The 24712-nt window shown below is 71.3% G+C and carries 27 protein-coding genes; 11 read left to right on the top strand and 16 right to left on the bottom strand.

What is annotated here, in order from left to right; genetic code table 11:
- Positions 1 to 4: 4 nt before the first annotated feature.
- Entirely contained in the window at positions 5 to 1087 is a 1083-nt protein-coding gene (locus OVA26_RS03025; RefSeq protein WP_268102921.1) for a citrate synthase, read from the bottom strand.
- Positions 1088 to 1139: 52 nt separating this feature from the next.
- On the opposite strand from OVA26_RS03025, the gene OVA26_RS03020 reads away from it, so the two are divergent.
- Both OVA26_RS03020 and OVA26_RS03015 read left to right on the top strand, forming a co-directional pair.
- The gene (locus tag OVA26_RS03020) at positions 1140 to 2321 is read left to right on the top strand and encodes a citrate/2-methylcitrate synthase (protein ID WP_268102920.1); all 1182 of its coding nucleotides are present in this window, start codon (positions 1140 to 1142) and stop codon (positions 2319 to 2321) included.
- A 39-nt stretch (positions 2322 to 2360) separates the two neighbouring features.
- On the top strand, positions 2361 to 2822 hold the full coding sequence (locus OVA26_RS03015) for a hypothetical protein (RefSeq protein ID WP_268102919.1): 462 nt from the start codon (positions 2361 to 2363) through the stop codon (positions 2820 to 2822).
- 3 nt (positions 2823 to 2825) lie between these two features.
- Here the strand turns inward: OVA26_RS03015 and OVA26_RS03010 are convergent, their stop codons facing one another.
- The 3 genes from OVA26_RS03010 to OVA26_RS03000 are packed head-to-tail and all read right to left on the bottom strand — an operon-like array spanning position 2826 to position 5273.
- Complete coding sequence (locus OVA26_RS03010; protein ID WP_268102918.1) at positions 2826 to 3245, bottom strand: YkvA family protein; 420 nt, start codon at positions 3243 to 3245, stop codon at positions 2826 to 2828.
- A 7-nt stretch (positions 3246 to 3252) separates the two neighbouring features.
- Positions 3253 to 4083, bottom strand: a complete 831-nt coding sequence (locus OVA26_RS03005) for a DUF6457 domain-containing protein (RefSeq protein ID WP_268102917.1) — start codon at positions 4081 to 4083, stop codon at positions 3253 to 3255.
- Complete coding sequence (locus tag OVA26_RS03000) at positions 4077 to 5273, bottom strand: molybdopterin molybdotransferase MoeA (protein ID WP_268102916.1); 1197 nt, start codon at positions 5271 to 5273, stop codon at positions 4077 to 4079. Before OVA26_RS03000 ends, OVA26_RS03005 begins: the two co-directional genes overlap by 7 nt.
- Before the next feature lie 286 nt (positions 5274 to 5559).
- On the opposite strand from OVA26_RS03000, the gene OVA26_RS02995 reads away from it, so the two are divergent.
- Positions 5560 to 5805: a hypothetical protein gene (locus tag OVA26_RS02995; protein ID WP_268102915.1), complete on the top strand. Its 246-nt coding sequence runs from the start codon at positions 5560 to 5562 to the stop codon at positions 5803 to 5805.
- A gap of 22 nt (positions 5806 to 5827) precedes the next feature.
- Positions 5828 to 6322: a DUF1990 family protein gene (locus OVA26_RS02990; protein ID WP_268102914.1), complete on the top strand. Its 495-nt coding sequence runs from the start codon at positions 5828 to 5830 to the stop codon at positions 6320 to 6322.
- A gap of 201 nt (positions 6323 to 6523) precedes the next feature.
- On the opposite strand, the gene OVA26_RS02985 is transcribed toward OVA26_RS02990, so the two are convergent.
- From OVA26_RS02985 to OVA26_RS02960, 6 genes are read right to left on the bottom strand one after another with little or no spacing between them, the layout of a single operon-like run.
- Positions 6524 to 7411, bottom strand: coding sequence for an Asp23/Gls24 family envelope stress response protein (locus OVA26_RS02985; RefSeq protein WP_268102913.1), 888 nt, complete (start codon positions 7409 to 7411; stop codon positions 6524 to 6526).
- Positions 7412 to 7431: 20 nt separating this feature from the next.
- On the bottom strand, positions 7432 to 8019 hold the full coding sequence (locus OVA26_RS02980; RefSeq protein WP_056225284.1) for a hypothetical protein: 588 nt from the start codon (positions 8017 to 8019) through the stop codon (positions 7432 to 7434).
- The gene (locus OVA26_RS02975; RefSeq protein WP_268102912.1) at positions 8019 to 8597 is read right to left on the bottom strand and encodes a DUF6286 domain-containing protein; all 579 of its coding nucleotides are present in this window, start codon (positions 8595 to 8597) and stop codon (positions 8019 to 8021) included. Before OVA26_RS02975 ends, OVA26_RS02980 begins: the two co-directional genes overlap by 1 nt.
- Positions 8597 to 8989, bottom strand: coding sequence for a hypothetical protein (locus tag OVA26_RS02970; protein ID WP_268102911.1), 393 nt, complete (start codon positions 8987 to 8989; stop codon positions 8597 to 8599). The genes OVA26_RS02975 and OVA26_RS02970 overlap by 1 nt, the downstream gene beginning before the upstream one ends.
- Complete coding sequence (locus OVA26_RS02965) at positions 8986 to 9174, bottom strand: DUF2273 domain-containing protein (RefSeq protein ID WP_056225276.1); 189 nt, start codon at positions 9172 to 9174, stop codon at positions 8986 to 8988. Before OVA26_RS02965 ends, OVA26_RS02970 begins: the two co-directional genes overlap by 4 nt.
- Positions 9171 to 9650 (bottom strand): Asp23/Gls24 family envelope stress response protein, encoded by a 480-nt coding sequence (locus OVA26_RS02960; protein WP_056225274.1) that lies wholly within the window; start codon positions 9648 to 9650, stop codon positions 9171 to 9173. Before OVA26_RS02960 ends, OVA26_RS02965 begins: the two co-directional genes overlap by 4 nt.
- A 301-nt stretch (positions 9651 to 9951) precedes the next feature.
- Here OVA26_RS02960 and fdhD point away from each other — a divergent pair, with 301 nt between their 5' ends.
- Together fdhD and OVA26_RS02950 are read left to right on the top strand one after the other, a co-directional pair.
- Positions 9952 to 10830 (top strand): formate dehydrogenase accessory sulfurtransferase FdhD, encoded by an 879-nt coding sequence (fdhD, locus tag OVA26_RS02955; RefSeq protein ID WP_268102910.1) that lies wholly within the window; start codon positions 9952 to 9954, stop codon positions 10828 to 10830.
- A gap of 61 nt (positions 10831 to 10891) precedes the next feature.
- Positions 10892 to 13213, top strand: a complete 2322-nt coding sequence (locus OVA26_RS02950; RefSeq protein WP_268102909.1) for an FdhF/YdeP family oxidoreductase — start codon at positions 10892 to 10894, stop codon at positions 13211 to 13213.
- A gap of 40 nt (positions 13214 to 13253) precedes the next feature.
- Here the strand turns inward: OVA26_RS02950 and OVA26_RS02945 are convergent, their stop codons facing one another.
- Positions 13254 to 14249: a glycerate kinase gene (locus tag OVA26_RS02945; protein ID WP_268102908.1), complete on the bottom strand. Its 996-nt coding sequence runs from the start codon at positions 14247 to 14249 to the stop codon at positions 13254 to 13256.
- Between the two features lie 225 nt (positions 14250 to 14474).
- Here OVA26_RS02945 and purL point away from each other — a divergent pair, with 225 nt between their 5' ends.
- Together purL and OVA26_RS02935 are read left to right on the top strand one after the other, a co-directional pair.
- Entirely contained in the window at positions 14475 to 16814 is a 2340-nt protein-coding gene (gene purL, locus OVA26_RS02940; protein ID WP_268102907.1) for a phosphoribosylformylglycinamidine synthase subunit PurL, read from the top strand.
- A 54-nt stretch (positions 16815 to 16868) separates the two neighbouring features.
- Positions 16869 to 17006 (top strand): hypothetical protein, encoded by a 138-nt coding sequence (locus OVA26_RS02935; protein ID WP_164481587.1) that lies wholly within the window; start codon positions 16869 to 16871, stop codon positions 17004 to 17006.
- A gap of 71 nt (positions 17007 to 17077) precedes the next feature.
- On the opposite strand, the gene OVA26_RS02930 is transcribed toward OVA26_RS02935, so the two are convergent.
- Positions 17078 to 18148 (bottom strand): epoxide hydrolase family protein, encoded by a 1071-nt coding sequence (locus tag OVA26_RS02930; protein ID WP_268102906.1) that lies wholly within the window; start codon positions 18146 to 18148, stop codon positions 17078 to 17080.
- Between the two features lie 141 nt (positions 18149 to 18289).
- On the opposite strand from OVA26_RS02930, the gene OVA26_RS02925 reads away from it, so the two are divergent.
- Together OVA26_RS02925 and OVA26_RS02920 are read left to right on the top strand one after the other, a co-directional pair.
- On the top strand, positions 18290 to 19282 hold the full coding sequence (locus OVA26_RS02925; RefSeq protein ID WP_268102905.1) for a hypothetical protein: 993 nt from the start codon (positions 18290 to 18292) through the stop codon (positions 19280 to 19282).
- Between the two features lie 33 nt (positions 19283 to 19315).
- A complete protein-coding gene (locus tag OVA26_RS02920) occupies positions 19316 to 20062 on the top strand; it encodes a hypothetical protein (protein WP_268102904.1) in 747 nt (248 codons plus the stop codon).
- An 83-nt stretch (positions 20063 to 20145) separates the two neighbouring features.
- On the opposite strand, the gene OVA26_RS02915 is transcribed toward OVA26_RS02920, so the two are convergent.
- Positions 20146 to 20373, bottom strand: coding sequence for a DUF3253 domain-containing protein (locus tag OVA26_RS02915; RefSeq protein ID WP_235556924.1), 228 nt, complete (start codon positions 20371 to 20373; stop codon positions 20146 to 20148).
- A gap of 80 nt (positions 20374 to 20453) precedes the next feature.
- Between OVA26_RS02915 and OVA26_RS02910 the strand changes: the two genes are divergently transcribed.
- The gene (locus tag OVA26_RS02910) at positions 20454 to 21185 is read left to right on the top strand and encodes a YqjF family protein (RefSeq protein ID WP_268102903.1); all 732 of its coding nucleotides are present in this window, start codon (positions 20454 to 20456) and stop codon (positions 21183 to 21185) included.
- Between the two features lie 52 nt (positions 21186 to 21237).
- Here OVA26_RS02910 and OVA26_RS02905 read toward each other — a convergent pair whose 3' ends face one another.
- From OVA26_RS02905 to OVA26_RS02895, 3 genes are all read right to left on the bottom strand, one after another.
- On the bottom strand, positions 21238 to 22143 hold the full coding sequence (locus OVA26_RS02905) for a glycine betaine ABC transporter substrate-binding protein (protein WP_268102902.1): 906 nt from the start codon (positions 22141 to 22143) through the stop codon (positions 21238 to 21240).
- A 132-nt stretch (positions 22144 to 22275) separates the two neighbouring features.
- On the bottom strand, positions 22276 to 23280 hold the full coding sequence (locus OVA26_RS02900; RefSeq protein ID WP_268102901.1) for an ABC transporter permease: 1005 nt from the start codon (positions 23278 to 23280) through the stop codon (positions 22276 to 22278).
- Positions 23277 to 24602, bottom strand: coding sequence for a quaternary amine ABC transporter ATP-binding protein (locus OVA26_RS02895; protein WP_268102900.1), 1326 nt, complete (start codon positions 24600 to 24602; stop codon positions 23277 to 23279). Before OVA26_RS02895 ends, OVA26_RS02900 begins: the two co-directional genes overlap by 4 nt.
- Positions 24603 to 24712 lie beyond the last annotated feature (110 nt).

Below are 24712 nucleotides of genomic sequence, written 5' to 3'. Positions count from 1 at the left end.
CGGCTCAGCCCCCGAACAACGGCCCCACGTACCGTGCGGCCGGGCGGATGATCTTCGGGTCGACCGCCTGCTCGAGCACGTGCGCGGTCCAGCCGATCGTGCGGGCGAGGGCGAAGGTGGGTGTGAACATCGCGCGCGGGATGCCGCACTGCTCCATCACCACGGCCGCGTAGAACTCGACGTTGGCGTGCAGCGGGCGCTCGGGGCGTCGCTCCGCGAGGTGCCGCTCCGCCTCGCGTTGGAAAGCGAGCGCCTGGGCGACGCGGTCTCCTCCGAGTCGTTCGGCAACGCCGCGGAGCAGCTCGGAGCGCGGGTCGCTCGTGCGGTACACCGCGTGCCCGAAGCCCATCAGACGGCGACCTGCGGCGAGCTCCCCCGCGATCCAGGCGGCCGGGTCGTCGCCGGCGCGGTCGAGGCTGTCGAGGGCGCGGGCCGGAGCCCCGCCGTGCAGGGGCCCCGCCAGCGCCCCGAGCGCGCCGGACAGGCATGAGGCCATGTCGGCCCCGGTCGAGGCGATCACGCGGGCCGTGAAGGTTGAGGCGTTGAAACCGTGGTCCATCGCCGCGACGAGGTAGGCCGACAGCGCCCGCACGTGCTCCTCGCCGGGCTCGCGGCCGGTCACCCGCTCGAGGTAGTCGGCGACGACCCCCCGGCCGCTCGGACTCCCGGGAGCCAACGCGAGCGGCGCCACCGCGGCGAACGTGATCGCCTCGTCGAGCCGCCCGGCGGGAGCGAGGTCGTACAGCGGCGCGGAAGAGCGGGCGGATGCCGCGAGCGTCCACACCGCGCGCAGCGCCGCGAGGGGCTGGTCGGTGCGGGCCGTAACCGCGGCGACCAGCTCGGGCAGGGTCGGATCGGCCTGGGCGGATGAGACGCGCGCGGCGAAGGCGGCCCGGGTCACGGCATCCGGGAGCTCTCCGACGACCAGTAGGTGCCAGACATCCTCGAACGACCGGGTGCGCGCGAGGTCGACGGCGGAGAATCCTCGGTAGTGGTAGACGCCGGCGTCGCCGTCGACGTCGCTGATGGTCGTCTCGGCCGCGACGACGCCGTTCAGGCCGCGCGGCACATCGATCAGGTCGCTCATGCGCTCAGTGTGCGAACATGACGACGACAGCGTCAACGTTGATCGGATCAAGATGAGCGCGCCTCTCCCCCGTCTTTCCGCCGCTCAGGTGGCCGCCCGGCTCGGCGTCAAACCCGAGACCGTGTACGCCTACGTGTCGCGCGGCCTCCTCACCCGCGAGCGCGACGCCCGCGGCTCGACCTTCGACGCGCTCGAGGTGGAGGCCTTCGCCGCCGGTCGCCGTCGCGCGGCCGTCCGGACGCCCACCCACCCCACGACCGGCATGCCCCTCGGGGTCGTGCAGACCGACGTGGCCGATATCGAAGACGACGAGCTGCTCTACCGCGGGCGCCGCGCCCGCGACCTGATCCCTCAGCCGTTCGCCGAGGTCGTCGCCTGGCTGTGGAACGCGGAGCGCATCGACGCCCCGGACCCCGCGATCGGCAGCGCCCGCGCGATGGTCGAGGCGCTCCCGCTCCCGGCCGGATCGATGGATCGCCTACGCGCCGCCCTCACCGGATTCGCCGCCGACGACCCTCTGCGTTACGACGCCTCGGCGGACACCGCCCACCGCATCGGCTGGACCCTTCTCACGGGCCTGCCCGTCGCCCTCGGCGGGCGCCCGCACCCCGATCTCGCGCGTTCGCTCGCGAGCACGTGGACTGCGACCGCCGACGACGCGACGATCACCGCCGTCAACGCCGCGCTGGTCCTCGCCATCGACCACGACCTGGCGGTCTCGACGTTCGCCGCGCGTGTCGCGGCCTCGGCGCGCGCCGACGGTTACGCCGCCGTCAGCGCTGCGCTCGGTGCGGCCGACTCCCCGCTGCACATCTCCGCCGCGACCCGCACAGCGCGACTGCTCACGCGCGTGAACCGCGGTCAGGAACCCGAGCGGGCACTGACCGACGCGCTTCAGGAGGGCAACGGCATCCCGGGCTTCGGTCATCCGCTCTACACCGGGGGCGACGACCGGGCCACGGCGCTGTTCCCCCTTCTGTCCGCGCTGCCCGACGGAGACCGGACGATGGATGCCGTACGTCGGTTGTCCGAGGTCGTCGCCGCCCGGACGGGGTTGCTGCCCAACGTGGACCTCGCGCTGGCGGCGCTGGTTTCGGGCGCCCGCCTGCCCGACGATGCCGCGAGCACGATCTTCGTGCTGGGGCGGATCGCGGGATGGATCGCGCACATCGCCGCGGAGTACGCCGAACCCGCGATGCGACTGCGCCCGCGCGGGGAGTACGTGGGGCCGTGAGGGGTGAACCTCGCCATGTTTCTGGCTAGGGTGCACGGCATGATGCGCCGCACCGCAGCCCTCGTCATCGCCGCCCTCTGCGTCTCGCTCTCCGCTTGCTCCGCCCCCGCGCCCGAGCCGCCGACCGCGGCGAAGCACAGCGACGGGCGCCTCCGCACCGACCTCGCCCCCCTCGCCGAGAGATTCCCGCAGCTCGCGGCCGCTGAGTCGGTCGAGTGGATGGGCGGCACGCTCGGCTCGAGCGATGTCGGCCCCTCGACGTACTGGGTCGACGCGATCGCGGTCATGCCGGAGTCCGAGATCGACGTCTACCGATCGACCGCGGACCTCGTGAAGGTCGATCCGCCCACCCTCGTCGAAGACCTCGCGCCGAAGCTCCCGACCGGTCCGTTCGAAGGAAGCCCGGAGCTCGACGACCTGTTCTCGTCGGGCGGTCACGGGGCGACGGTCGTCATCGATCCGCAAGCGCGCACGGTGGTGCTGTCGGGGGTCTTCGGCTGACCCTCAGTCCCTCGCCGCGCCGACGAGCGTGAGGACGCTGCTCAACCCCTCGGGCGTTCCCGGCCAGTGGCGCTCGATGGCCGGCATCCCGGCATGACGGATGGCGAAGCGCAGCGCGATCGCGACCACGATCGCGTCGTCGGCGTAGCCGATCACCGGCAGGAAGTCGGGCACGAGGTCGATCGGCGAGATCAGGTAGGCGAGTAACCCGATCAGCCACCACCGCGTCGCCCGCGGCACGGCCGGATCGACGGCGAGGCGGCGCACCAGGCGGATCACATCGGGCGCCAGGCGCAGCACGGCCCGCCAGTCGACGTCGCCACCCGAACGCCGTTGCTGCCACCGCAGCACGGCGATGAGCGCCCCCCACACGAGCACGAAGCCCGCCCCGACGCCCAGGGCGACGATCAACCACTCGGGCATGGCCCGCTCAGTCGTTCTTCCACCCGCGGGCCATCTCGACGACCGCGGCGACAGCGGCCTCGGTGTCGGCGGGTGAGCCACCGGCACGACCGGCGACCAGACCTGCGACGAACGCGCTGAGCGGAGCGGCTGGACGGGCGACCCCGTTCGCGACGTCGCGCGCGAGGTCGAGGATCAGCGAGATGGGGATGTCGCCCTCCGCCAGGCCGAAGCGTTCGGCGAGCGCGGCGCTCCAGTCGTTCAGCGCCTCGGGCGGCAGGGTGCGGGAATCGGTCATGGCTCCTCCTCGGGCTATCCGGAGATCGTCCCACGTGTCGATGTCGCGCGTCAGGGACGCGTCCGCGGCGATCGCCCTCACCCGCAGCCCGCCCAGCAGTGCGCGCATCGAGGCGTCGCGCCCTTTCTCGCGGAGGCCGGATGCTGCTGCCCGCAGCGCCGCGGCACGGTAGCGACCGATGAGCCACTGTCGGCGGCCATCGTCCAGGCAGGCGCCGTCGATGTCCACGGCCAGTTCGTCGGGCAAGAGACCGACCGCAGCGCGAGCGGTCAGCAGGTCGCTCGCGAGCACGAAGACCTCGTCGGCGCGTACGCGGGTCAGGGCGGCGACGATGGCCGCGACCGGTCCACCGAAGGGCGGGTCTTCGCGCACCCACTCGACGTCGAGGTCGTCGGCGAGCGCGGGTGCGGCCACGACGATCCGTTGCGCACCACGGGAGCGCACGGCCCCGATCGCCGCGTCCAGCAGGGTGATTCCGTGCACCTCGAACAACGGCTTCGTCGCCCCGTCGACGCGCGAGGCGCGTCCACCGGCGAGCAGGATCGCGTCCACGCTCACCACAGCAGCACCTCGACGGGATCTCCCGAGCCGGTCGCGCGCGTCCCCGGGGGGATCACGGCGAGGCCGTTCGCGTCGCCGAAGCCGCGCGTGCCACGCTCGACCGGCTCGGCCACCGGGTGCGCGGGGTCGGACCAGTCGATCCGAACAGGCACGTACTGCGTCCGCTCGGGCCGCGAGCGCCAGTCGACGGCGAACGGCACGACGGCCTTCTCACGGCCGAGCTCGCGGTCGCCCTCGAGCGCGCGCAGGGCGGGACGCACGAAGAGCTCGAACGACACCGCCGCGCTCACCGGGTTGCCCGGCAGCCCGAACAGCAGCGTCCCCGCCTCGGAACGACCGAAGCCCTGCGGCTTGCCCGGCTGCATGCGCACGGGCTCGAACCGCATGAGATCGCCGAGGGTGTTCTTGACGACCTCGTATGCGCCCGCGCTCACCCCGCCCGAGAACACGACGACGTCGGCGCCCGCGGCTTCGGCGGCGGCGATCGCCCGGCGCGGGCCGTCGCCACTGTCGTCGACGCTGGAGCGCAGCACGACCTCTGCCCCCGCCTCTTCGGCGAGCCCGGCCAGCAGCACGCTGTTCGACTCGGGGATCTGCCCGCGTCGCAGCGGCGTTCCGGCGGGTCGCAGTTCGGACCCCGTCGACACGATCGCGACCCGTGCGGCGCGAGCGACGGAGACGGTCCCGACCCCGGATGCCGCGATCGCACCGACCCGCCCGGCGGTGAGCCGTACACCGGCGGCGACGACGAGGGACCCCTCCCGCACGTCGGACCCGCGACGACGGATATGCGCGCCGGGTCCGCGGGGCACCGTGAGCACCGTCACCGGACCGAGTCCGCCCGCGAGCCCGTCGGCGGTGTCTTCGAACGGCACCACGGCGTTCGCGTGCGTCGGCACGGGGGCTCCGGTCATGATGCGCACCGCCTCGCCAGCCGCGATCGGCGGGTCGAGGTCAGCGCCGGCGGGCAGGTCGGCGACCACGCGCAGGGTCGTCGGCACCCCCGTGACGTCCTCGGCACGCACGGCGAAGCCGTCCATCGCGGAGCAATCGAACCCCGGCACGTCGACAGCGGCGTGCACGGCGACGGGCAGCACCCGGCCGCGCGCGGCCGCGACGTCACGCGGCTCGGGCTCGAGCGGCACGACCGCCTCGAGGATCGCGGCGAGGTGCTCGGCGACGTCGATCACGCGAGCGGACCGGGGACTGTCGACACCATGCCCTCAGCGTAAGCGCGCGTCAGAGGTCGTAGCGGTGCGGGATCGCGCCGTCCGTCTCCCGGTAGGGGACGAAGCCCGTCGCCCGGTAGGAGGCCAGGGCGGGCTCGCTGTCGGCGCCGATCGTGGCATCGATGTGCCGCAGCCCCGCGTCGTGCGCCGCGGCGACCGATCGCGCGAAGAGGCTCCGCGGTCCTGGACCCCGCCTGCGGGCCGCGCAGGAGGAAGTCCGCGAGACCCCTTCATCTCATTCAGTCGAATGGGTACCCTCGTTGTCGATCCCGAGTTTTCCCGCGTCGGTTGTGTGGAGGAGCACGAGAACGTGATGAAAACGTACGTCGCCAGAGCCGTGGACAAAGTCTTGAGCGAGAGGCCCCACGTCGAGGTCAGATTCACGTCGGCAATCCACCCGGCGTGCCACTTCGAGAGCCCGACCGCCCTCTACCTGCACCCTGCTCACCGGGAGCTGATCGTCGGGATCCGCAAGACCTACCCACCGCACTGACGGCCCCCGATAGCGTGAGGCCATGGGCGAGCTGACGTACGACGAGGTCGGCGCGACCGCCGGGCAGATGCCCGCGGGCTACCACCACGTGCGCGCCCGTCGCGTGATCGGTCGGGGCCCCGAGGACTTCGCCAGGGCAGCCGACGCCCTGCTCGCGGGAGAAGCGCAGCGCCGCGCCGGTGCGCGGATCGACCTGTCCGACACCCCGATGCGCACGGGCACGCGCGTGACGATGCGCCTGGGTATCGGCATCCTGAGCTTCCGCATTCCGTGTCTGGTGGTGTGGGCCGACCGCACCGAGACCCTCGCGGGTTTCGCCTATGGCACCCTGCCCGGTCACCCCGAACGCGGGGAAGAGCGGTTCACCCTGACCCTCACGCCATCTGGTGAGGTGGTGTTCGACATCGCCGCGTTCTCCTCGCCCGGGCGCTGGTTCACGCGTCTCGGTGCTCCCGTCGGCCGGCGGGTGCAGTCCTGGATGACGCGGCGGTACCTCCGCGCACTCGACGGGCGCTGACGCCGCGTGATCGACTCCGGCTCACGGGCACCGAAGGGAAATGCTGCCCATCATGCAGGCATGTCGCTTCTCGGGGTGGGATACCTGCCCGAGCGACAACTTCCGGTGACGTGTCCGGGACGTGTCGGGTGGGGTGCGTCTGCCGCGGCACGCGAGAGGGCGCCCCGGCCGAAGCCGGGGCGCCCTCTCGAATCTCGCGGTTCAGGCGCGGGGGCGCTCGTCCTCCACGACCGACTGCACACTGTCGGTCGCCGGGGTCTTGTCGTCGGCGCGCACCTCGTCGGCGGCGATCGCGATGTCGATCGCAGCGTCTTCGAGCGCCTCGGCGACGACGTCGCTCACGTCTCCACGATCATCCGCGGCGGGCGACGTGCGCTCGGGCTCCAGGCCCTCGGTCACGCGATCCGCGGCGTCGATGTCGGACTCCGCGTCGGCCGCGACCACGCGCTCGCGTGCCTGACGAACGGTCTCGTCCTCGGCAGCCGCTGCGCCGGCGGCGACGTCCTTCGTCCTGGAGACGGCGGTGTCGATCGTCTCCGAGGCGCTGGCCGCGAGGTCCTTCGACCGCGACCGCACATCATCGGCCACCTCCGAGGCCCGGGACTTCGCGTCGTCGGCCACGGCCGATGCCCGGTCCGCGACGTCCTTCGCCTTGGCCTTCGCGACGTCGGTCACCTCGGATGCGCGGGCGGCGACGGCATCCGCCCGCTCTTCGGCCTCGGCCACGACGTCACGGTCGAACGGTCCGAACACGCCCGTCACCACCACGTCGACGTCGACCCGACCGCGGCCCAGCGGCTCGAGCGCGGTGCGCACGGCCCGGCGGACCTCGTCCGACACCTCGCGCAGTTTGTGCGGGTAGTCGACGACGAGCGAGATGGTCGCGGTGACCGCGTCGGCCCGATCGGTGTCGATCTTCACGCCCGGAGCGGTGCTTGCGAGACCGACACGCTCGCGCACGGCATCCGACGCCCGTCCGATCAGGCTGCCGAGCGCGTGAACGCCCGGGACGGCGCCTGCGGCGGTCGCCGCCAGGGTCGCCGCGGCGTCGAGGTCGGGCGGGTCGATGGTCGCATCGATGGTGGACATCACGTCTCCTCGTGGGGGTGTCAGTGGACGCGGGTGTTGTCGCGTGCGAGCTTCGCGCGCAGACCCGAGTGGATGGAGATGTAGGCGCGCAGGTTCTGACCCGTGAGAGCGGCCAGGTTGGTGACCAGCGTGTCGACGTGCTCGGCGACGTCGCGGGGCGAGGTGTTCTGGCGCGGGGTAACGGCCACGTGCAGGACCGACTCCTTGCCGACCTCGCCGGCGCTGACGCGGGACGAGAGGATCTCGTCGCGCTCGCCCAGGGCGTTCTTGAGGGCTTCGGACGCGAACCCGTCGGTGACGGTGATGCGTCCTTCGTCGTTCGCACTGCCGGTCGACTGCAGCGGAGCCTGGCGGCGCCCGCGCACGGCGGCCGAGGCGATCAGGATCAGGATGATCGCCAGGACCACGATGGCCGCGACGGCGCCCCAGCCGGCGGACTCACGGCCCAGCGACTCGAGCCAGCCCTGGAAGCCGCCCATGACGGAGGTCCAGGTGTCGGTCCCGCCCGGGAGCAGACCCACGGCGAGCGCAAGGGCTCCCAGGCCCAGCAGCACCACGGCCACCAGGAAGAGGAGGAAGCGGTTCAGACCGCGTCGCGTCGCGTTCATCAGGACTCCTTGGTGTCGGGACGCTGTACGCGCAGGTGGGTGCGCACGGCGGGCGAGAGCTTGTACGAGCTGACTTCCTCATCGACGATGCGGCGCAGCTGCGCCTCGTCGACGGGGATGCCGACCGGGGGCCGCACCGTCACGTCGACGGAGCGGTGGGCGACGCCCACGACGATGTCCTCCCGAGCGATCCCCGACTCGTTGCTGAGGTGCTGGGCGAGGGCGGATGCCACGACGCCGTTGTCCACGACGACGGCCCGCTCCCCCCACGACATCTCGTGGCGCGAGAGGCGGCCGGGCTTGAGGGCCAGGACCAGGACGATGAGCCCGACGATGGCGAGCACGACCCCGCCGACGACGAAGGCGACCGGCATGAGAGCGGTGGGCGCCGCGACGACGGCATTGAGGGCCTCGCCCGGGGCGACCAGCAACGGCTGAGCTCCGGACAGGTCGAGGATGATCTCGACCGCGGCGTACGCGAGGGCGAGCAGCAGCAGCACGACCACGACGAGCATGGCCACGGTGCGGGGCGAGTGGGTCTCGCGACGCACGACGGTGCGGAGCACGGTGTCAGTCATCACAGCACTCGCTTTCGCTGAGGGGCGGTGGCGCCCGAGATGGTGAGGTCGACGCGCGAGATCTCGCGGCCGAACAGACGGGTCAGACGCGAGCGCAGCTCGGTCTGGGCGACGCGCGCGGCCTCCAGCACGGGAGTCGCGGCGTGCACGGCCTCGGTGTCGTCGAGGCGGGGGACGGGGAACGCGGTCGTCACACGCACGGCGGCGGTCTGACGGGCCGAGACGATCTCGACGCGGACGCTCTTGGCATCCACTCCGATGATGTCGGCGGCGGCCCGCTCCGCCGTCTTCTGCAGCACGCGGTCCGAGATGGTCACCCGGCCGGCGGGGAGGCCGGGGCCGGCAACCGTGGTGCGGTTGCCGACCCCGGGGGAAGCGGTGACGGTGGTCACGATGTGCTCCGACCCTTGAAGGCGTTGACGATGTTGCCGAAGTCGAGTTCACCCGCCGTGATGCGGGCGACGACCACGCCGATCGCCATGAAGAGGGCGACGAGGATGAATCCCCAGAAACCGAAGATCAGGGCGCTGAGGGCCAGGACGAGGCCGACCAGGGCGCCCTTCGTGGTGGCGCTCACTGGACGCGCTTCTCGGACTCGGCGTCGTTGTTCTCGTCGCCCGGGATGTGGACGTCGTTCACGTCGACGTTGACCTCGACGACCTCGAGGCCGACGAGACGGTTGATGGCACCGGCCACGCGGGCGCGGACCTGGTCGGCGACCTCCTGGATGGGGGCGCCGTACTCGACGACGATGGTGACGTCGGCGGCGGCCTGGGTCTCGCCGACCTCGACCTTGACGCCCTGCGTCAGGTCGGTGGCGTTGATGGCGTCGCGGATGGCACCGAGGGCGCGGGCTCCGCCGCCGCCGAGGGCGTAGACGCCGTTGACCTCGCGGGCCGCGATGCCGGCGACCTTCGCGACGACGCCTTCGGCGATCGTGGTCTTGCCCTCGGTGTGGGCTTCCTGACCGCGACCGGCGAGGGGACGGTTCACGCGCGACGCCGCCTGGGGGACGTTCTGCGCAGCGGGGGTGGTGGGGGCGTTCTCAGCCATGTCCGTGCCTTTCGAATGTCTGGACCCGGGTGTCCGGGGTGGGCGCTTCGGCCTACAGGACTAAGACGTACCGGGTGGGGGAATCGTCACGTCGGACTTGAAAAACTTCTGCGGATCTGTATTCGCATGAATGCGGATGGCCGGAAACCGCAGAATTTCGCGACTGTGCACGTTCCCATGGCGACCGGGTGTCGGCATCCCCTCGATCGGTCACTTCGTCGCGGAAGAGCGCGCCGCGGTGTCGGAGGCCCGGCGTACGCTCGACCCATGTCCCCCTCCAGCTCTCGGATTCGGTCCTGACATGGGCCGCCTGACCGCGTCGCGTCGCGTGACGCGCCTCACCCTCGACGGCGTGAACAGACAGCGGCCGGATGCCGTGGCCGTCGAAGAACCGCTCGAGATCCGCGTCGCCGGTACGCCCCTGTCGGTGACGATGCGCACCCCCGGGCACGACGTCGAGCTGGCGGCCGGCTTCCTCGTGTCGGAGGGCGTCATCAGTCGCGGCGACGAGTTCGCCCGGGCGATCCACTGCGGCGGTCCCGGAACGGGCGGAGCCGACGGCAACACCTACAACGTGCTCGACCTCACGCTCGCACCCGGCGTGGAACTCCCCTCCCCCGACATCGCGCGCTCCTTCTACACGACGAGCTCGTGCGGAGTGTGCGGAACGGCGTCGATCGACGCGGTCGAGAAGGTGTCGAGCTACGACGTCGCCTCCGACGGCATCCAGGTCTCGGCGCACGACCTCGCCGCCTTCCCCGATCGTCTGCGCGAGCAGCAGAAAACCTTCGATAAGACCGGCGGTCTGCACGGCGCAGCGCTCTTCGATGTCGCCAGCGGCGATCTTCTCGTCGCCCGCGAAGACGTCGGCCGGCACAACGCCGTCGACAAGGTCGTCGGCTGGGCCCTGCTGAACGACCGACTGCCCCTGCGCGGCACCGTGCTGCAGGTGTCGGGCCGCGTGAGCTTCGAGCTCGTGCAGAAGGCCGTGATGGCCGGCATCCCGATGCTCTCCGCCGTGTCGGCGCCCTCATCGCTCGCGATCGAGCTCGCCGAGCGCGCGGGTCTCACCCTCGCCGCCTTCGTGCGGGGCAACAGCATGAACCTGTACACGCGGACGGATCGCATCATCGCGCCGTCCACAACCCCCGCGACGACCGATCTCGCGAGCGTACGCTGACGACCGAGTGCAGGGCGTGTGGATGCCACCACCCCTGCGCCGCAATCCACGGAGGGTGAACATGGGTGAATCGTTCGGGCTGATGACCGAGGAACCGCGACAGGGAGGCCTCGGCCCGCAGGTCGAGGGAGAGTGGTCGAGCACCGGCCCCTACGAGCACCCCGCCGCCGGCTGGGGCGCCGCCCTCACCGTCGGCAAGGTGCTCTACCAGCAGCGCCAGCCGGTCGCCGGCACCAGGGCGATGTTCACGATGAACCACCCGAAGAGCGGTTTCGACTGCCCCGGGTGCGCCTGGCCCGACGACAAGGGCGTCACCCTCGACATCTGCGAGAACGGCATCAAGCACGTCACGTGGGAGATGACGCACAAGAGGGTCGGCAAGGAGTTCTTCGCCGAGCACTCGGTGACCGAGCTGTCGCGATGGAGCGACTTCGAGCTCGAGGACGCCGGCCGTCTCGTCGGCCCGATGGTCTACGACGCCGAGACCGACCACTACGTGCCGATCTCGTGGAACGACGCGTTCCGCACGATCGCGCAGCACCTCACCGCGCTCGACTCCCCCGACCAGGCCGCCTTCTACACCTCGGGCCGCCTCAGCAACGAGGCGTCGTTCCTCTACCAGCTGTTCGCGCGCGAGCTCGGGACCAACAACCTCCCCGACTGCTCGAACATGTGCCACGAGGGCTCCGGCCGTGGACTCACGGCATCCCTCGCCACCGGCAAGGGCACCGCCGACCTCGAGGACTGGGAGAACGCCGACGCGCTGTTCATCCTCGGCGTCAACGCGGCTTCGAACGCGCCGCGCATGCTCACCAGCCTCGCCGAGGCGATCGACCGCGGCGCCCAGGTCGTGCACGTGAACCCGCTGCGAGAGGTCGCCGGCACCCGCACGATCGTGCCGCACGAGATCGTCGACATGGCGACCTTCCACTCCACCCCGACCAGCACGATGAACCTGCAGGTGCGCCCCGGCGGCGACCTCGCCCTCATCCGCGGCATGGCCAAGGTGGTCTTCGAAGCCTCGATGACCGACCCCACCGCGATCGATCAGGCGTTCCTCGACCAGTACACCAGCGGACTCGACGAGTACCGCGCGATGGTCGAGGCGACGACGTGGGCCGAGCTGGTCGAGCAGGCGGGACTGACCGAGGCCGAGATCCGCGGAGCCGCGGCGGTGTACCTCGCCTCGGAGCGCTGCGTCATCAGTTGGTGCCTCGGCGTCAGCCAGCACCAGCACGGCGTCGACACCGTGCGCGAGATCGTCAACCTGCTGCTGCTGCGTGGAAACGTCGGGCGCAAGGGCACCGGCCCCTCGCCCGTGCGCGGACACAGCAACGTGCAGGGCAACCGCACGTGCGGCATCAACCACAAGCCCACCGAGGACTGGCTCGCGAAGCTCGACGAGGTCTGCGGCATCACCTCGCCCCGCGAGCCCGGCCTCGACACCGTGCACACGGTGGCGGCGCTGCACCGCGGCGACCTCAAGGTCTTCCTCGGCATGGGCGGCAACTTCGTGCGGGCCGCTCCCGACACCACGCTCACCGCCGAGGGCATGGGCCGGTGCGAGCTGACGGTGCACGTGAGCACCAAGCTCAACCGCAGCCACCTCACCCACGGCAAGCAGGCGCTGATCCTCCCGTGCATCGGCCGCACCGAGCGCGACGAGCAGGAGTCGGGACCTCAGTCGATCTCGACCGAAGACGCCATGAGCTCGGTCATGCTCTCGCTGGGGTCGCGCAAACCCGCCTCGCCGCACCTGCTCAGCGAGCCCGAGATCATCGCGCGCATCGCCCGGGCCACCATGCCCGAGTCGGCGACGCCGTGGGAGTGGTACGTCGGCGACTACGACCGCATCCGCGACACGATGGCGAAGGTGCTGCCCGGCTTCGAGGACTTCAACCAGCTCGTGCGCCAGCACTACGGCTTCCGCATCCCGCAGCCCGCGCGCGAGCGCGACTTCCAGACACCGTCGGGCAAGGCCGAGTTCTCGCACGCCGATCTGCCCAACGTCATCCCCGAAGAGGCCGACGTGCTCGTGCTGCAGACCATGCGTTCGCACGACCAGTGGAACACCACGATCTACTCGGCCGACGACCGCTACCGCGGCGTGCGCAATATCCGCGAGCTCGTCTTCATGAACCGGCGCGACATGAAGCAGCGCGGCATCGCCGAGGGCGACCTCGTCGACATCGTGGCCACCTCGCGCGACGGTTCGGTGCGCAGCGTCACGGCGTTCCGCGCCCTGGAGTACGACACCCCGCGCGGCAGCGCCGCGGGCTACTTCCCCGAGCTGAACGTGCTGCTCGGCCCCGACGACTACAGCCGTCAGAGCGACCAGCCGCTGATGAAGGACATCCGGGTGCGCATCGCGAAGACGGCCTGACGCCGGGAAGAGTCGAGACCCCCACGGAGGCGGCGACCCCTCAGAGGTCGAGCTGCCAGAGGGCCTGCGTCGTCGTGACGCGCAGGGCGTCGGCGGCGTCGGCGAGTGCGCGCTCGGCGCCCACGACCTCGCTCATCGAGAAGACGCGCGAGCCGACGGCGTCGGCGGCGACGATCCCCGCGATGACGACCGCCGGCACCCGGTGGCGCGCGGCGACCGAGAGCACGTGCCCCGGCCCCTTGCCCGCGAGGCTCGTGGCGTCGAACGCGCCCTCCCCGGTGAGGACCAGATCCGACTCGGCGAGCGCCTCGCTCAGCTCGAGCGCCTGCGCGACGTAGGCCGCGCCGTCGACCACCTCGGCGCCGGCCGCGAGCAACGCGCCGGAGAGACCACCGGCGGCGCCCGATCTCGGCATGACCAAGACGTCGAGCCCGAAGCGCTCGGCCCAGTCCGCGGCATCCGCCCGCAGGCGCTCCGTCAGGCGCTCGACAAGCTCGGCGTCGGCGCCCTTCTGCGGACCGAACACCTCGGCCGCGTGGATGAACGTCGTGGTCGTGTCGGTGAGCACCGTCACCTGCCCGGGAGCGAACGGCACGTGGGCGCCGAGCGCCTCGATCGCCCCGCGTCCACCGTCGGTCGCGGCGACGCCGCCGGTGCCCACCACGATGCGGACCGATCCCGAGTCGAGGGCGAGTCCGATGAGCTCGCCGACGCCCCGTGTCGTCGCGTCCCAGGGGTCGTTGGCCTCCGCTCCCCCGGCGAGGACGAGTCCGGATGCCGCTGCCGACTCGATCACGGCGGCTCGACCGTCGAGGCGCCAGGCCGCGCGCACGGGTGCGCCGAGCGGTCCCGTCACCTCGTCGTGCACGTTGGCCCCGCCGAGGGCGTCGAGCGTTCCGTCTCCGCCGTCGGCCATCGGCACGATGGCGATCTCGGCGCCCGGCCATCGGTCGCGCACGGCCAGGGCCATGGCACCCGCCGCCTCCCGCGCGGTCAGGGTGCCCTTGAACTTGTCGGGGGCGATGACGATGCGCAAGCTTCTCCCTCCGCGGACTGCGGACGGCGCCGCACCGACCATCTTGCCCCGAGCCGCCGCACGGGCACGGCGATCCGCACATCCTCAGCCCGGATGCCGGGAACCCGGCCGACGTTCCGCGGATCACCGAGGTTGCGCTCTCACGCTGTCGTCGACCCCGGGCATGTCGGCGCGCCCAACTAGACTGACTGGCGTCCGGCCCCTGCGATCTTGGAGCTCAGCCGCGTGACCACCCCGAACCCCGCCGCCCGTACCGCTCTTGCGGACACCGTCGACAACGCGATCGCCACTCCCGAGAAGGAGCAGCCGTACGGCGCCCTCGGTCTCAAGAGCGACGAGTACGCGAAGATCCGCGAGATCCTCGGCCGCCGCCCCACCAGCGGCGAGCTGGCGATGTACTCGGTCATGTGGAGCGAGCACTGCTCCTACAAGTCGAGCAAGATCTATCTCCGTCAGTTCGGCCAGAAGGTCAGCGACGAGATGAAGACGCGCCTCATGGTCGGCATGGGCCAGAACGCCGGCGTGGTCGACGTGGGCGACGGCTGGGCGGTCACCTTCAAGGTCGAGTCGCACAACCACCCGAGCTACATCGAGCCCTTCCAGGGCGCGGCCACCGGCGTCGGCGGCATCGTGCGCGACATCATCTCGATGGGCGCGCGCCCGGTCGCGGTCATGGACCAGCTGCGCTTCGGCGCGATCGACCACCCCGACACCCCGCGCGTCGTGCACGGCGTCACCAGCGGCATCTCGTTCTACGGCAACTGCCTGGGCCTGCCGAACATCGGCGGCGAGACCGTGTTCGACGCGGTCTACCAGGGCAACCCGCTCGTCAACGCCCTCGCGGTGGGCGTCATGCGCCACGAAGACATCAAGCTCGCCAACGCCACCGGCGTGGGCAACAAGGTCGTGCTGTTCGGCGCCCGCACGGGTGGCGACGGCATCGGTGGCGCGAGCATCCTGGCATCCGACACCTTCGCCGACGGCGGACCCACCAAGCGCCCCGCGGTTCAGGTGGGAGACCCGTTCGCCGAGAAGGTGCTCATCGAGTGCTGCCTCGAGCTGTACCGCGACGACCTCGTCGAGGCCATTCAAGACCTCGGGGCCGCCGGCATCTCGTGCGCCACGAGCGAGCTCGCCGCCAACGGCGACAGCGGCATGAAGGTCGAACTGTCGAAGGTGCTGCTGCGCGACCCCTCGCTGACGCCCGAAGAGATCCTCATGTCGGAGTCGCAGGAGCGCATGATGGCGATCGTCGCGCCCGAGAAGCTCGACGCGTTCCTCGCCGTCGTCGGCAAGTGGGACGTCGAGACCAGCGTCCTCGGCGAGGTCACCGGAGACGGCCGCCTCGTCATCGACTGGTACGGCGAGCGCATCGTCGACGTCGACCCCTCGACCGTCGCGGTCGACGGCCCCGTCTACGAGCGCCCTGTCGCGTACCCCACGTGGATCGACGCCCTTCAGGCCGACTCCGCAACGAAACTGCCTCGCACGACCGACAACGACGTGTTGCGCGACCAGTTCACGACCCTCGTCGCGAGCCCGAACCTCGCCGACACCTCGTGGATCACCAACCAATACGACTACTACGTGCTCGGCAACACGGCGCTGAGCTTCCCCGACGACGCCGGCATGATCCGCGTCGACGAGGAGACCGGCCTCGGCTTCGCGATCGCGACCGACTGCAATGGCCGCTACAACCAGCTCGATCCCTACAACGGTGCGAAGCTCGCCCTCGCGGAGGCGTACCGCAACGTCGCCGTCACGGGAGCGGTGCCCACGGCCGTCACCGACTGCCTCAACTTCGGCAGCCCCGAGAACCCCGAGGTCATGTGGCAGTTCAGTCAGGCCGTCGAGGGTCTGAGCGACGGCTGCCTCGAACTCGGCATCCCGGTCACGGGCGGCAACGTCTCGTTCTACAACCAGACCGGCGACCAGCCGATCCACCCGACCCCGGTCGTGGGCGTTCTGGGCATCATCGACGACGTCGCCGCCCGCATCCCCAGCGGATGGCAGGACGCCGGCGAGAACCTGTACCTGCTCGGCGTCACGGCCGATGAGCTCGACGGCTCGCAGTGGGCCGGCACGATCCACGACCACCTCGGCGGCCGCCCGCCGAAGGTCGACCTCGGCATGGAGCGCAAGCTCGCCGAGCTGCTGCAGGCCGCAGGCTCCCAGTCGCTCGTCTCGAGCGCGCACGACCTGTCGTCGGGTGGTCTCGCGCAGACCCTCGCCGAGGGGGTCATGCGCTTCGGCGTCGGCGCGCGCGTCTGGCTGACCGAGCTCATGGAGCGCGACGGCGTGGATGCCACGGCCGCCCTGTTCAGCGAGTCGACCGGCCGCGTGCTGGTGAGCGTGCCCCGCGAAGAAGACGTGAAGTTCCGCGGACTCTGCGACGGTCGCGGCTACCCGGTGCTGCGCATCGGCGTGACCGACGTCGAGCCCGGCACCGAGGCCACCCTCGAGATCCAGGACGTCTTCACCGTCCCCGTCTCGGAGCTGCGCCGCCTGTCGAACGAGACGCTGCCCGCGGTCTTCGGGCCGACCGTCTCGGAGCCGGTGGCCTGAGGCCCGGGCTCCGGCCCCGCACCGCACCCCCGCACCGACGAGAGGAGACGCGCGATGACCGATGAAGACGACGACATGACCGTGTTCAGCGACAAGCGTCAGAAGCGCGTCAAGATCACCGCGTGGGTCGTGATCGGCGCGCTCGTGCTCACCGGCGGCGGTGCGACGGTCATCTCGCTGATCCTCGGCTGAACCCCGCGATCCCCGCGTGAAGGGTCATCTCCTGTCGCCTGGCGAGCGCCTCGGCGACAGAAGATGACCCCTCATGCGTTCTCGAGCAGGGCGCGGAGGTCGGCGGCGAGCATCGCCGGGTGCTCCATCGCGCCGAAATGCCCGCCCGACGGGAAGCGCGTGAACCGCACGGTCGGGTACCAGCGGCGGGCGAACGACTCGACCCCGTGGTCGAGGTCGTGGGGGAAGAGCCCGAACGCCGTCGGCACGCTCACCCGGCCGGTCGGTGGGAAGCGCCGCCGGTCGAAGTACACGCGGGCGGCGCTGCCGGCCGTGCGGGTGAACCAGTGCAGCGACAGGTTCTCGAGGATCAGCTCGAGGGGGATGCGCCCGAACACGTCGCCCTCGCCCCAGGCCTGGAACTTCTCGAAGTACCAGCTCGCGAGTCCCGCCGGTGAGTCCGTCAGCGCGGCGGCCAGCGTCTGGGGCTTGGTGCGCTGCTCGGCGGCGTAGGCACCCTCCGCGACCTCCCAGGCGGCAGCGGCATCCGCCCATTCCTTCTCTTCGACCGACAGATCGTCGTCGTCGATCGTGTGCCAGAGCGGCACGTCCGAGAGGTGCAGGGCCGTCACGCGCTCGGGGGCGAGCGTGGCGATCTGATCGGCGATGGCGGTGCCCAGGTCGCCGCCGTTCACCGCGAAGGACCGCACGCCGATCTCTTCGAGCGCGGCGAGGAGGCGCGCGGCGTTCCATCGCGGACCGCCCTCGTCGCGCCCCGCCGGGTCACTGAACCCGAACCCCGGGATGCTGGGCACGATCACATCGAGGTCCGCCAGGTGCTCGGCCACTCCGCGAAAGCGCACGAAGCTGTCGGGCCACCCGTGGATGAGCACGATCGCGGGAGCACCGGGCGTGCCGGAGCGCCACAGGTGCACGCGGCGGCCCGGGTCGCCCACGAGCAGGTGCTGCTCGTCGCGCAGCCGCCGCTCGACGCGGCTCCAGTCGAACTCCGCCCAGGCATCGAGCACGCGACGAAGCGCCGAGGGACGTGTCCCGCGCGACCAGTCGTCGCCCACGTCGTCGGGCCACCGCGTCGCGGCGATGCGCCGTCGCAGGTCGTCGATCTCGTCAGCCGAGGTGCGCGGGTCGAGGCGGGTGATCATGGGGTCCACCCTGGCACGGCAGCCGCCGGTGCCGCAGAGGGAGGAACAGGGTCCGTGAGGGCTGCGCCCGCAGGTGCCGCGGCTGCGGATTCCGGCTCGACACCCAGCCGCGTGTCGGACCCCCGGCATAGCATGGGGACCGTGGAACCGCTGATGGCCCTTCTGGTCGACTGGTGGTGGATCGGCCCGGCTGCGGCCGGTGCGGGCACCGTCGGCTGGCTCGGCGTGCGTCGTTCCCGCCACCGGGCTCTTCCGGCGGGCAGCACGACCACCACAGATCGCGCCGTTCGCGCCTGGTCGTCACGCCCCCTCGGCAAGGCGGCCGCACGCCGCCTCGAGCTCGACGCCGCCGTGCTCGATCTCCAGACCGCGCGCCATGCCGTCACCCGCGGCCGCGCCGATGTGAAGGTCGCCGACGCCGAAGTCGTGCGCGCCCAGGCCGAGCGGGCGGCATCCCGCCTCCCGTCCGACGCGGTCGCGGCCGCGCGGGGGCGGTTGACCGACGCCCAGCGCGACCTTCGCGCCGCCCTGGCCGAGGTGCGCGCACGCCGCGCCGGGGTGAAGGCCGCGAAGGCGATGCTCCCCGCGATCCGCTCGGGCAGCGCGCCGTTGCCGGTCGCCCGCCTGCTGGCGGAGCACGACGCGATCCTCGCGCGCTGGATGGCCTACGAGACCGACCCCGGGCTCGCGATCGACTACCCGCAGATGAGCGACTCCCGCTCCCCCCTGCTCGCGGAGTTCCTCCGCGCGCACGAGAAAGCGCAGTGGCTGCGGCCGTCCTCGGTGCAGACGCGCCTCTCTCCCGCCGATTTCCTCGCCTACCGCGACGCCGTGCGCCGCACCGCTCACGCCTTCGACCGCGCCGAGCGGGCGGCCCGCCGCGGTGCCGGCGAGCATCCGAGCGTCGAGGGCAACGACGCGTGGAGCCGTGTGGCATCCGACCTCGCCGAAACCGCCCAGCGCGCCCTCGCCCGCTCGATGGAGTCGGTGGGGCGTGCTGCCGCCCGCAACTGGAGCGAGCGGGGCGCGAAGCGTGCCCAGAAGAAGGCCCCGGATGCCGGGAGCCCGCCGCCGCCGAGCGGTCCGGTCTGGCCGCCGCCCGCACGCGACCGGCCGCCGACGTCGTCTTCCTGAGGACCGCTTGAGGCAGCGGCGTAGCATGACGCTGTGACGGAGCTGTTGAACTTCCTCGGCCACTACTGGTGGTTGGCCTTCCCCGTGTTCGGGATGACGATGGGAGCCGTCAACGCGCGCGTGAAGCGTCGGGAGCTCGCCGCCCGCCGTCGCCACCGTGAGCAGCTCGAGCTGATCCGCGCTCAGGGTGGTTCGATCGAGACATCGGGTGCGGCGCCGATGCCCCTCGCCGCACCGACCGACGGTCAGCAGCGTCTGATCGCCGCGCAGGACGCCGTCACGCACCGCTGGCTCGAGTACGAACTCGACGCGACGAAGCTCATCACCTATCCCGCGATGAGCGATGGCCGCCAGCCGCTCACCGCCGCGTTCCTTCGGGCGAAGAAAGCCGCCGACAACCTGCGCCCGGCCGAGGGCGAGACTCTTTCGCCCGAGCGACTGCGGGAGTACCGCGACGCGGTCACCGACTACGAGGTCGCCTTCGACGTGGCCGAGCGCGACGCGCGACGCGTGAAGGACGCGGCGTTCACGGCCGACGAGCGCAAGCGCCTCGACACCGCCAAGCAGTTGCTGACCGTCGCGACCGATCAGGCTGCCACCCCGAACGAGCGCCAGCTCGCCTACAGGCGGGTCCGGGAGGAGCTCGACGGGCTGATCCTGCTGTCGGATGAAGCCGTCGATGTGCTCGAGAAGAAGGTCGCGCTCGAGCTTCCCCGCGAGCGCACCGCACCTCCGGCATCCGGGCCCTCTGCCGAGGCGGCGCCCGGCTCCGCCGCCTGACCGCGCGGGCTCCGTAGGATCCGACTCAGGAAGCCCTCCGCGAGCCCACCCAGCCCCGGTTCACCGGCTGAACACGCGCGCCTTCAGCCCACCCGACGGATGCGCACCGGCCCGCGGGCGGTGGTCACATCGACCACCTCGCCCCTCTGCGTCACCTCGACCTCGCCCCGCTCGACCAGCGCGTGCGCGGCGTCGCGTGCGGGCTGCATGAGGTCGCGCCAGTCGTCGCCGCCGACCGCGCGCGCGGCCTCGGAGGGGCAGATCGTCTTTCCGGCGTCGCGCGCCGCGAGCAGCTCGCGAATGGATGCCACGAGCCGAGGGTCTGCACCAGATGACGGGGCCATCTGTCCAGTGTCCCTCCGCGCCGAGGCGACGGGGCCAGAATGACCCGGTGATCACCGAGCGACACGCCCCCGACCTCCCTGGACGAGCCGTCATCGCGCAGCGATGGAACCGCGCGGTCTTCGTGCATTGGCGCGTCGACCCCGCCGAGGTCGCTCCGCTGCTTCCCCGGGGTACGCGTCCCGACGTGCATGACGGCTCCGCCTGGGTGGGGCTGGTGCCGTTCGTGCTGAGCGAGTTCCGGTTCCTGCCGTTGCCGCCGGTGCCGCTGCTGGGCACCTTCACCGAGATCAACGTGCGCACGTACGCCGTCGACGATGAGGGGCGCCGTGGGGTCGTCTTCCGCACGCTCGAGGCCGAGCACCTCGCCCCGGTGCTTGCGGCGCAGGCTCTGTTCGGACTCCCCTACCGCTGGGCGCGCGCCGGGGTGCGCACCGACGGCGCGCGGATCGAGTTCCGGTCGCGGCGCCACGGGGGTCGACATCCGGGCACTCACGTGCGCGCCACGCTCGGTACGACACCGGTCGATACCCCGCTGTCGCGGTTCTTGACGGCGCGCTGGGGCTTCCACGAGCACCACCTCGGTCGCACGATCTGGGCGGCGAACGCGCACGAGCCATGGCCGCTCGTGAGCGCGGAGCTCGATGCACTCGACGACGACCTGGTCGCCGACTCCGGCTTTCCCCAACTCGCCGGTCGCACGCCCGACTCCGTGCTGGCGATGCCCGCCGATCACCCCGGTTTCATCACACGTTTCACGGGCGCGCACGCGATCGCCTGACACGACGAAGCCCCCTCCGCGCGGCGGCGGAGAGGGCTTCGGGCGAAACGCGTCAGTCGCGCTGCGTCGAGAACGCCGAAGGGTTCTTCTCGAGCCAGGCGTCCACGGCCTCGGCCTCGCGGCCCTCGCCGTACTCGTTCACCACGAGGTCCTCGAGCGAGCCGTACTGCTCGTCGTCGAGCTGGATACCCTTGATGAGCTCAGCGGCATCCGGGTGCTTCTCGGCGAAGCCGGACGTACCGAGGAAGTGCAGCGCCTCGGGGTCGCCCATCAGACCCTGGGGGTCTTCAAGGTCCTTCACGTCGTAGGTGTCGTTGGCCCAGAACGGACGCCACAGCGTGACGGCGATGTCCTTCTGCGCCGCGATGGCGTTGTCGAGCTCGGTGAGCATCGCCGCGGTCGAAGAGGTGACGAGCTCGAAATCGCCGTCCAGCCCGTAGCCGGGCATCATGGTCTCCTGCGTCTGCTTGGTGAGACCGGCGCCCGGCTCGATGCCGTAGATGCGACCGTCGAACCGCGCGGCGTTGGCCTTGAGCTCTTCAATGGAGTCGATGTCGACGTAGCTGGGGACCGCGATGGTCAGCTTGGCGTTGTCGTAGTAGGCGCCGAGGTCTTCGATCTTGTCGCCGTAGCGGTCCATGTACGACTTGTGCGTCAGCTCGGGCCAGGCCGAGGGGTAGATGTCGACATCGCCCTGAGCGAGGCCCGTGTAGAGGGGACCCGCCTCGGTGAGCGTCTGCATCTCGACGTTGTAGCCGAGCTTCTCGAGCTGGTCTTCGAGGAGGTACGCCGTGCTGAGGCCGTCCGTCCACGAGGGCAGGAAGCCGAGCGTGATCGTGCCCTTGTCGCCGCCGCCGCCGTTGCCGCCTTCGGCCTGGTTGCCGCTGGCGCAGCCGGCGAGGGCGAGGGCGCCCACGGCGCCGAGGGCGAGGGCAGAGGTGAGGTGTCGCGTGTTCATTGCTGTGTTCTCTTCCTTTTCGTATGTGATTCCGTAGGTGCCTTCCCGCGGGAGGGGTCGATTTGTGGCGCCTGGCGCGAGCCGGAGCGACCGGAAGCGACCCTCACGCGGAGGAGGGAGGGATGCCGGGACTCAGCGCCCCGTCGACACCGGCGCTCGACGCGGCGAGGCCTTCTCGCGCTCGGCCTCGCTCGCGGCATCCGACGAAGACGTGTCGGCGTGCGGCGCAGCGGTGGATCCGGCCGTGACGGCGGTCGCGGAGCGCGCGGCGCGGCGACGCGAGAGCAGGCCCAGCAGCGAACCGCGGTTGTCGGCACGGTTGCCGAGGGCCGCGGTCAACCGGTCGAGGTAGACGGCGAGCACCACGACACTCAGACCCGCCTCGACGCCCTTGGGCAGGTTGACGGTCGAGATCGACTGCACGACCTCCTTGCCCAGGCCGTCCGCGCCGACGATGCCGGCGACGACCGCCATCGACAGTGCGAGCATGATGACCTGGTTGACGCCCGCCATGATCGTGGGCATCGCGAGCGGCAGCTGGATGCCGCGGAGGATCTGACCGGGGGTCGCACCGAACGCGTGCCCGGCTTCGACCGTCTCGGAGTCCACCCCGCGGATGCCGAGCTCGGTCAGTCGCACACCCGGCGGCAGCGCGAAGATGACGGTCGAGACGACACCGGGAACGACGCCGATGGAGAAGAAGGTGATCGCCGGGATCAGGTAGACGAAGGCCGGCATCGTCTGCATGAAGTCGAGGATCGGCTTGAGGATCGCGCGGACCGTGGGGTTGCGAGCCGACCAGATGCCGAGAGGCACCGAGATGGCGACCGCCACGATGGTCGCCACGAGCACCAGGGCGAGAGTCTGCATCGCGGTGACCCACTGGCCCATCGCCAGGATCAACGCGAAGCCGATGACCGTGCCGAGCGCGAGCTTCCACGAACGCAGCAGCCACGCGAGGGCGGCCGCGACCACGATGACCACGATGATGGGCGCTGCCAGCAGCACGTCGCTGAGGCCGCCGACGAGGAAGCGCACCACGAGGGCGATCACGTCGAACAAGCCGGAGAGGTTGTCGCGGAGCCAGTCGACTCCGGAGTCGACCCAGACGCCGACGGGAATGCGGAAACCGTTCATCGAGCCACCTCCTGGTTGTCGAGCGACGTGGCATCCGAAGCATCGAGGGCCGCGTCGATCTCGGCGGAGGGAAGGGGCTGGGGCAACACGGTGAGCTCCTCGGTCGCGGTGGGGCCGGGGCCGAGAGCCGCGAGCAGGGTCACGCGAGGGATGACCCCGGCGAGGCGCCCGTCGGCGTCGAGGACGGCGAGGGGAAGGGGCGATTCGACCGACGGCACGAAGAGGTTCATCAGCACGTCGTCGACGCCCACGCTCTGCGGCAGCGGCCTGAGCGTGCCGAGCAGCGAGTTCTCGCCGGCGCGCACGAGCTTGATGGCATCCCGATCGGTGATGATGCCGAGCGGCTTGCGATCGCGGTCGGTCACGTAGACCGCGGACATGTAGGCGTCGCGCATCTGACGGAGCGCGGTGCGGGGACCGGCGGAGGCGTCGACGCGGGGACGCGCACGCTCCATGACGTTGCCGGCGGTGAGCACGCGGGCGCGGTCGACGTCCTGCACGAACTGCTCGACGTAGTCGTTCGCCGGGTCGGTGAGGATGTCCTCGGGGGTGCCGATCTGCACGATGCGACCGTCGCGCATGACGGCGATGCGGTCACCGAGGAACATGGCCTCGTTGAGGTCGTGGGTGATGAAGACGATGGTCTTCTTCAGGGTGCGCTGGAGTTCCAGCAGCTGCTCCTGCATCTCGCGACGGATGAGCGGATCGAGGGCGCTGAACGCCTCGTCCATCAGCAGGATGTCGGTGTCGGCAGCGAGGGCGCGGGCGATGCCGACGCGCTGCTGCATGCCGCCCGAGAGGGCAGAGGGGAGCTTGTCGCCCCACCCGTCGAGACCGACGAGGGCGAGGATCTCGTTCGCTTTCGCGAGGCGCTCGGTTTTGCCGACGCCGCGGAGCTCGAGCGGGTACGCGACGTTCGCCGCGACCGTGCGGTGCGGGAGGAGCGCGAAGTGCTGGAAGACCATCGCGAGGCGATCGCGGCGCAGGGACCGCAGGCGCGCGGCGCCGACGCCGGTGAGGGCGTCGCCCTTCACCTCGACGGTGCCGGCGGTCGCCTCGTGCAGGCCGTTCAGCATGCGGATGATGGTGGACTTGCCCGAGCCGGAGAGGCCCATGATGACGAAGATCTCGCCGGGCTGGACGTCGAAGCTGGCATCGATGACGGCGGCGGTTCCGTCGTCGGCCACGTCTTCGCGTCGGGCACCGGAGCGGAGCTTGTCGACGGCGGCCTGAGGGGCGCGGCCGAAGACCTTGAACAGGTTCTTGGCGGAGAGAGCGGGCGCCGCGGTTGCGGGCGGCGCGGAGGCAGGCGGATGGGTCACTGTGTGCACCTCGGCGGCCTTCGGGTGGCCGCAGCGGTCACGCCCGGGTGGCAGCCGTCGGCGCTCTCCGGGGGTGGAGCGCGTCAGCGCCGGATATCGGATCCGGCGCT

The organism is Microbacterium sp. SL62, from assembly GCF_026672635.1.
Lineage (GTDB): Bacteria > Actinomycetota > Actinomycetes > Actinomycetales > Microbacteriaceae > Microbacterium > Microbacterium testaceum_A.
This window is presented reverse-complemented; position numbering and strand designations above follow the sequence as displayed.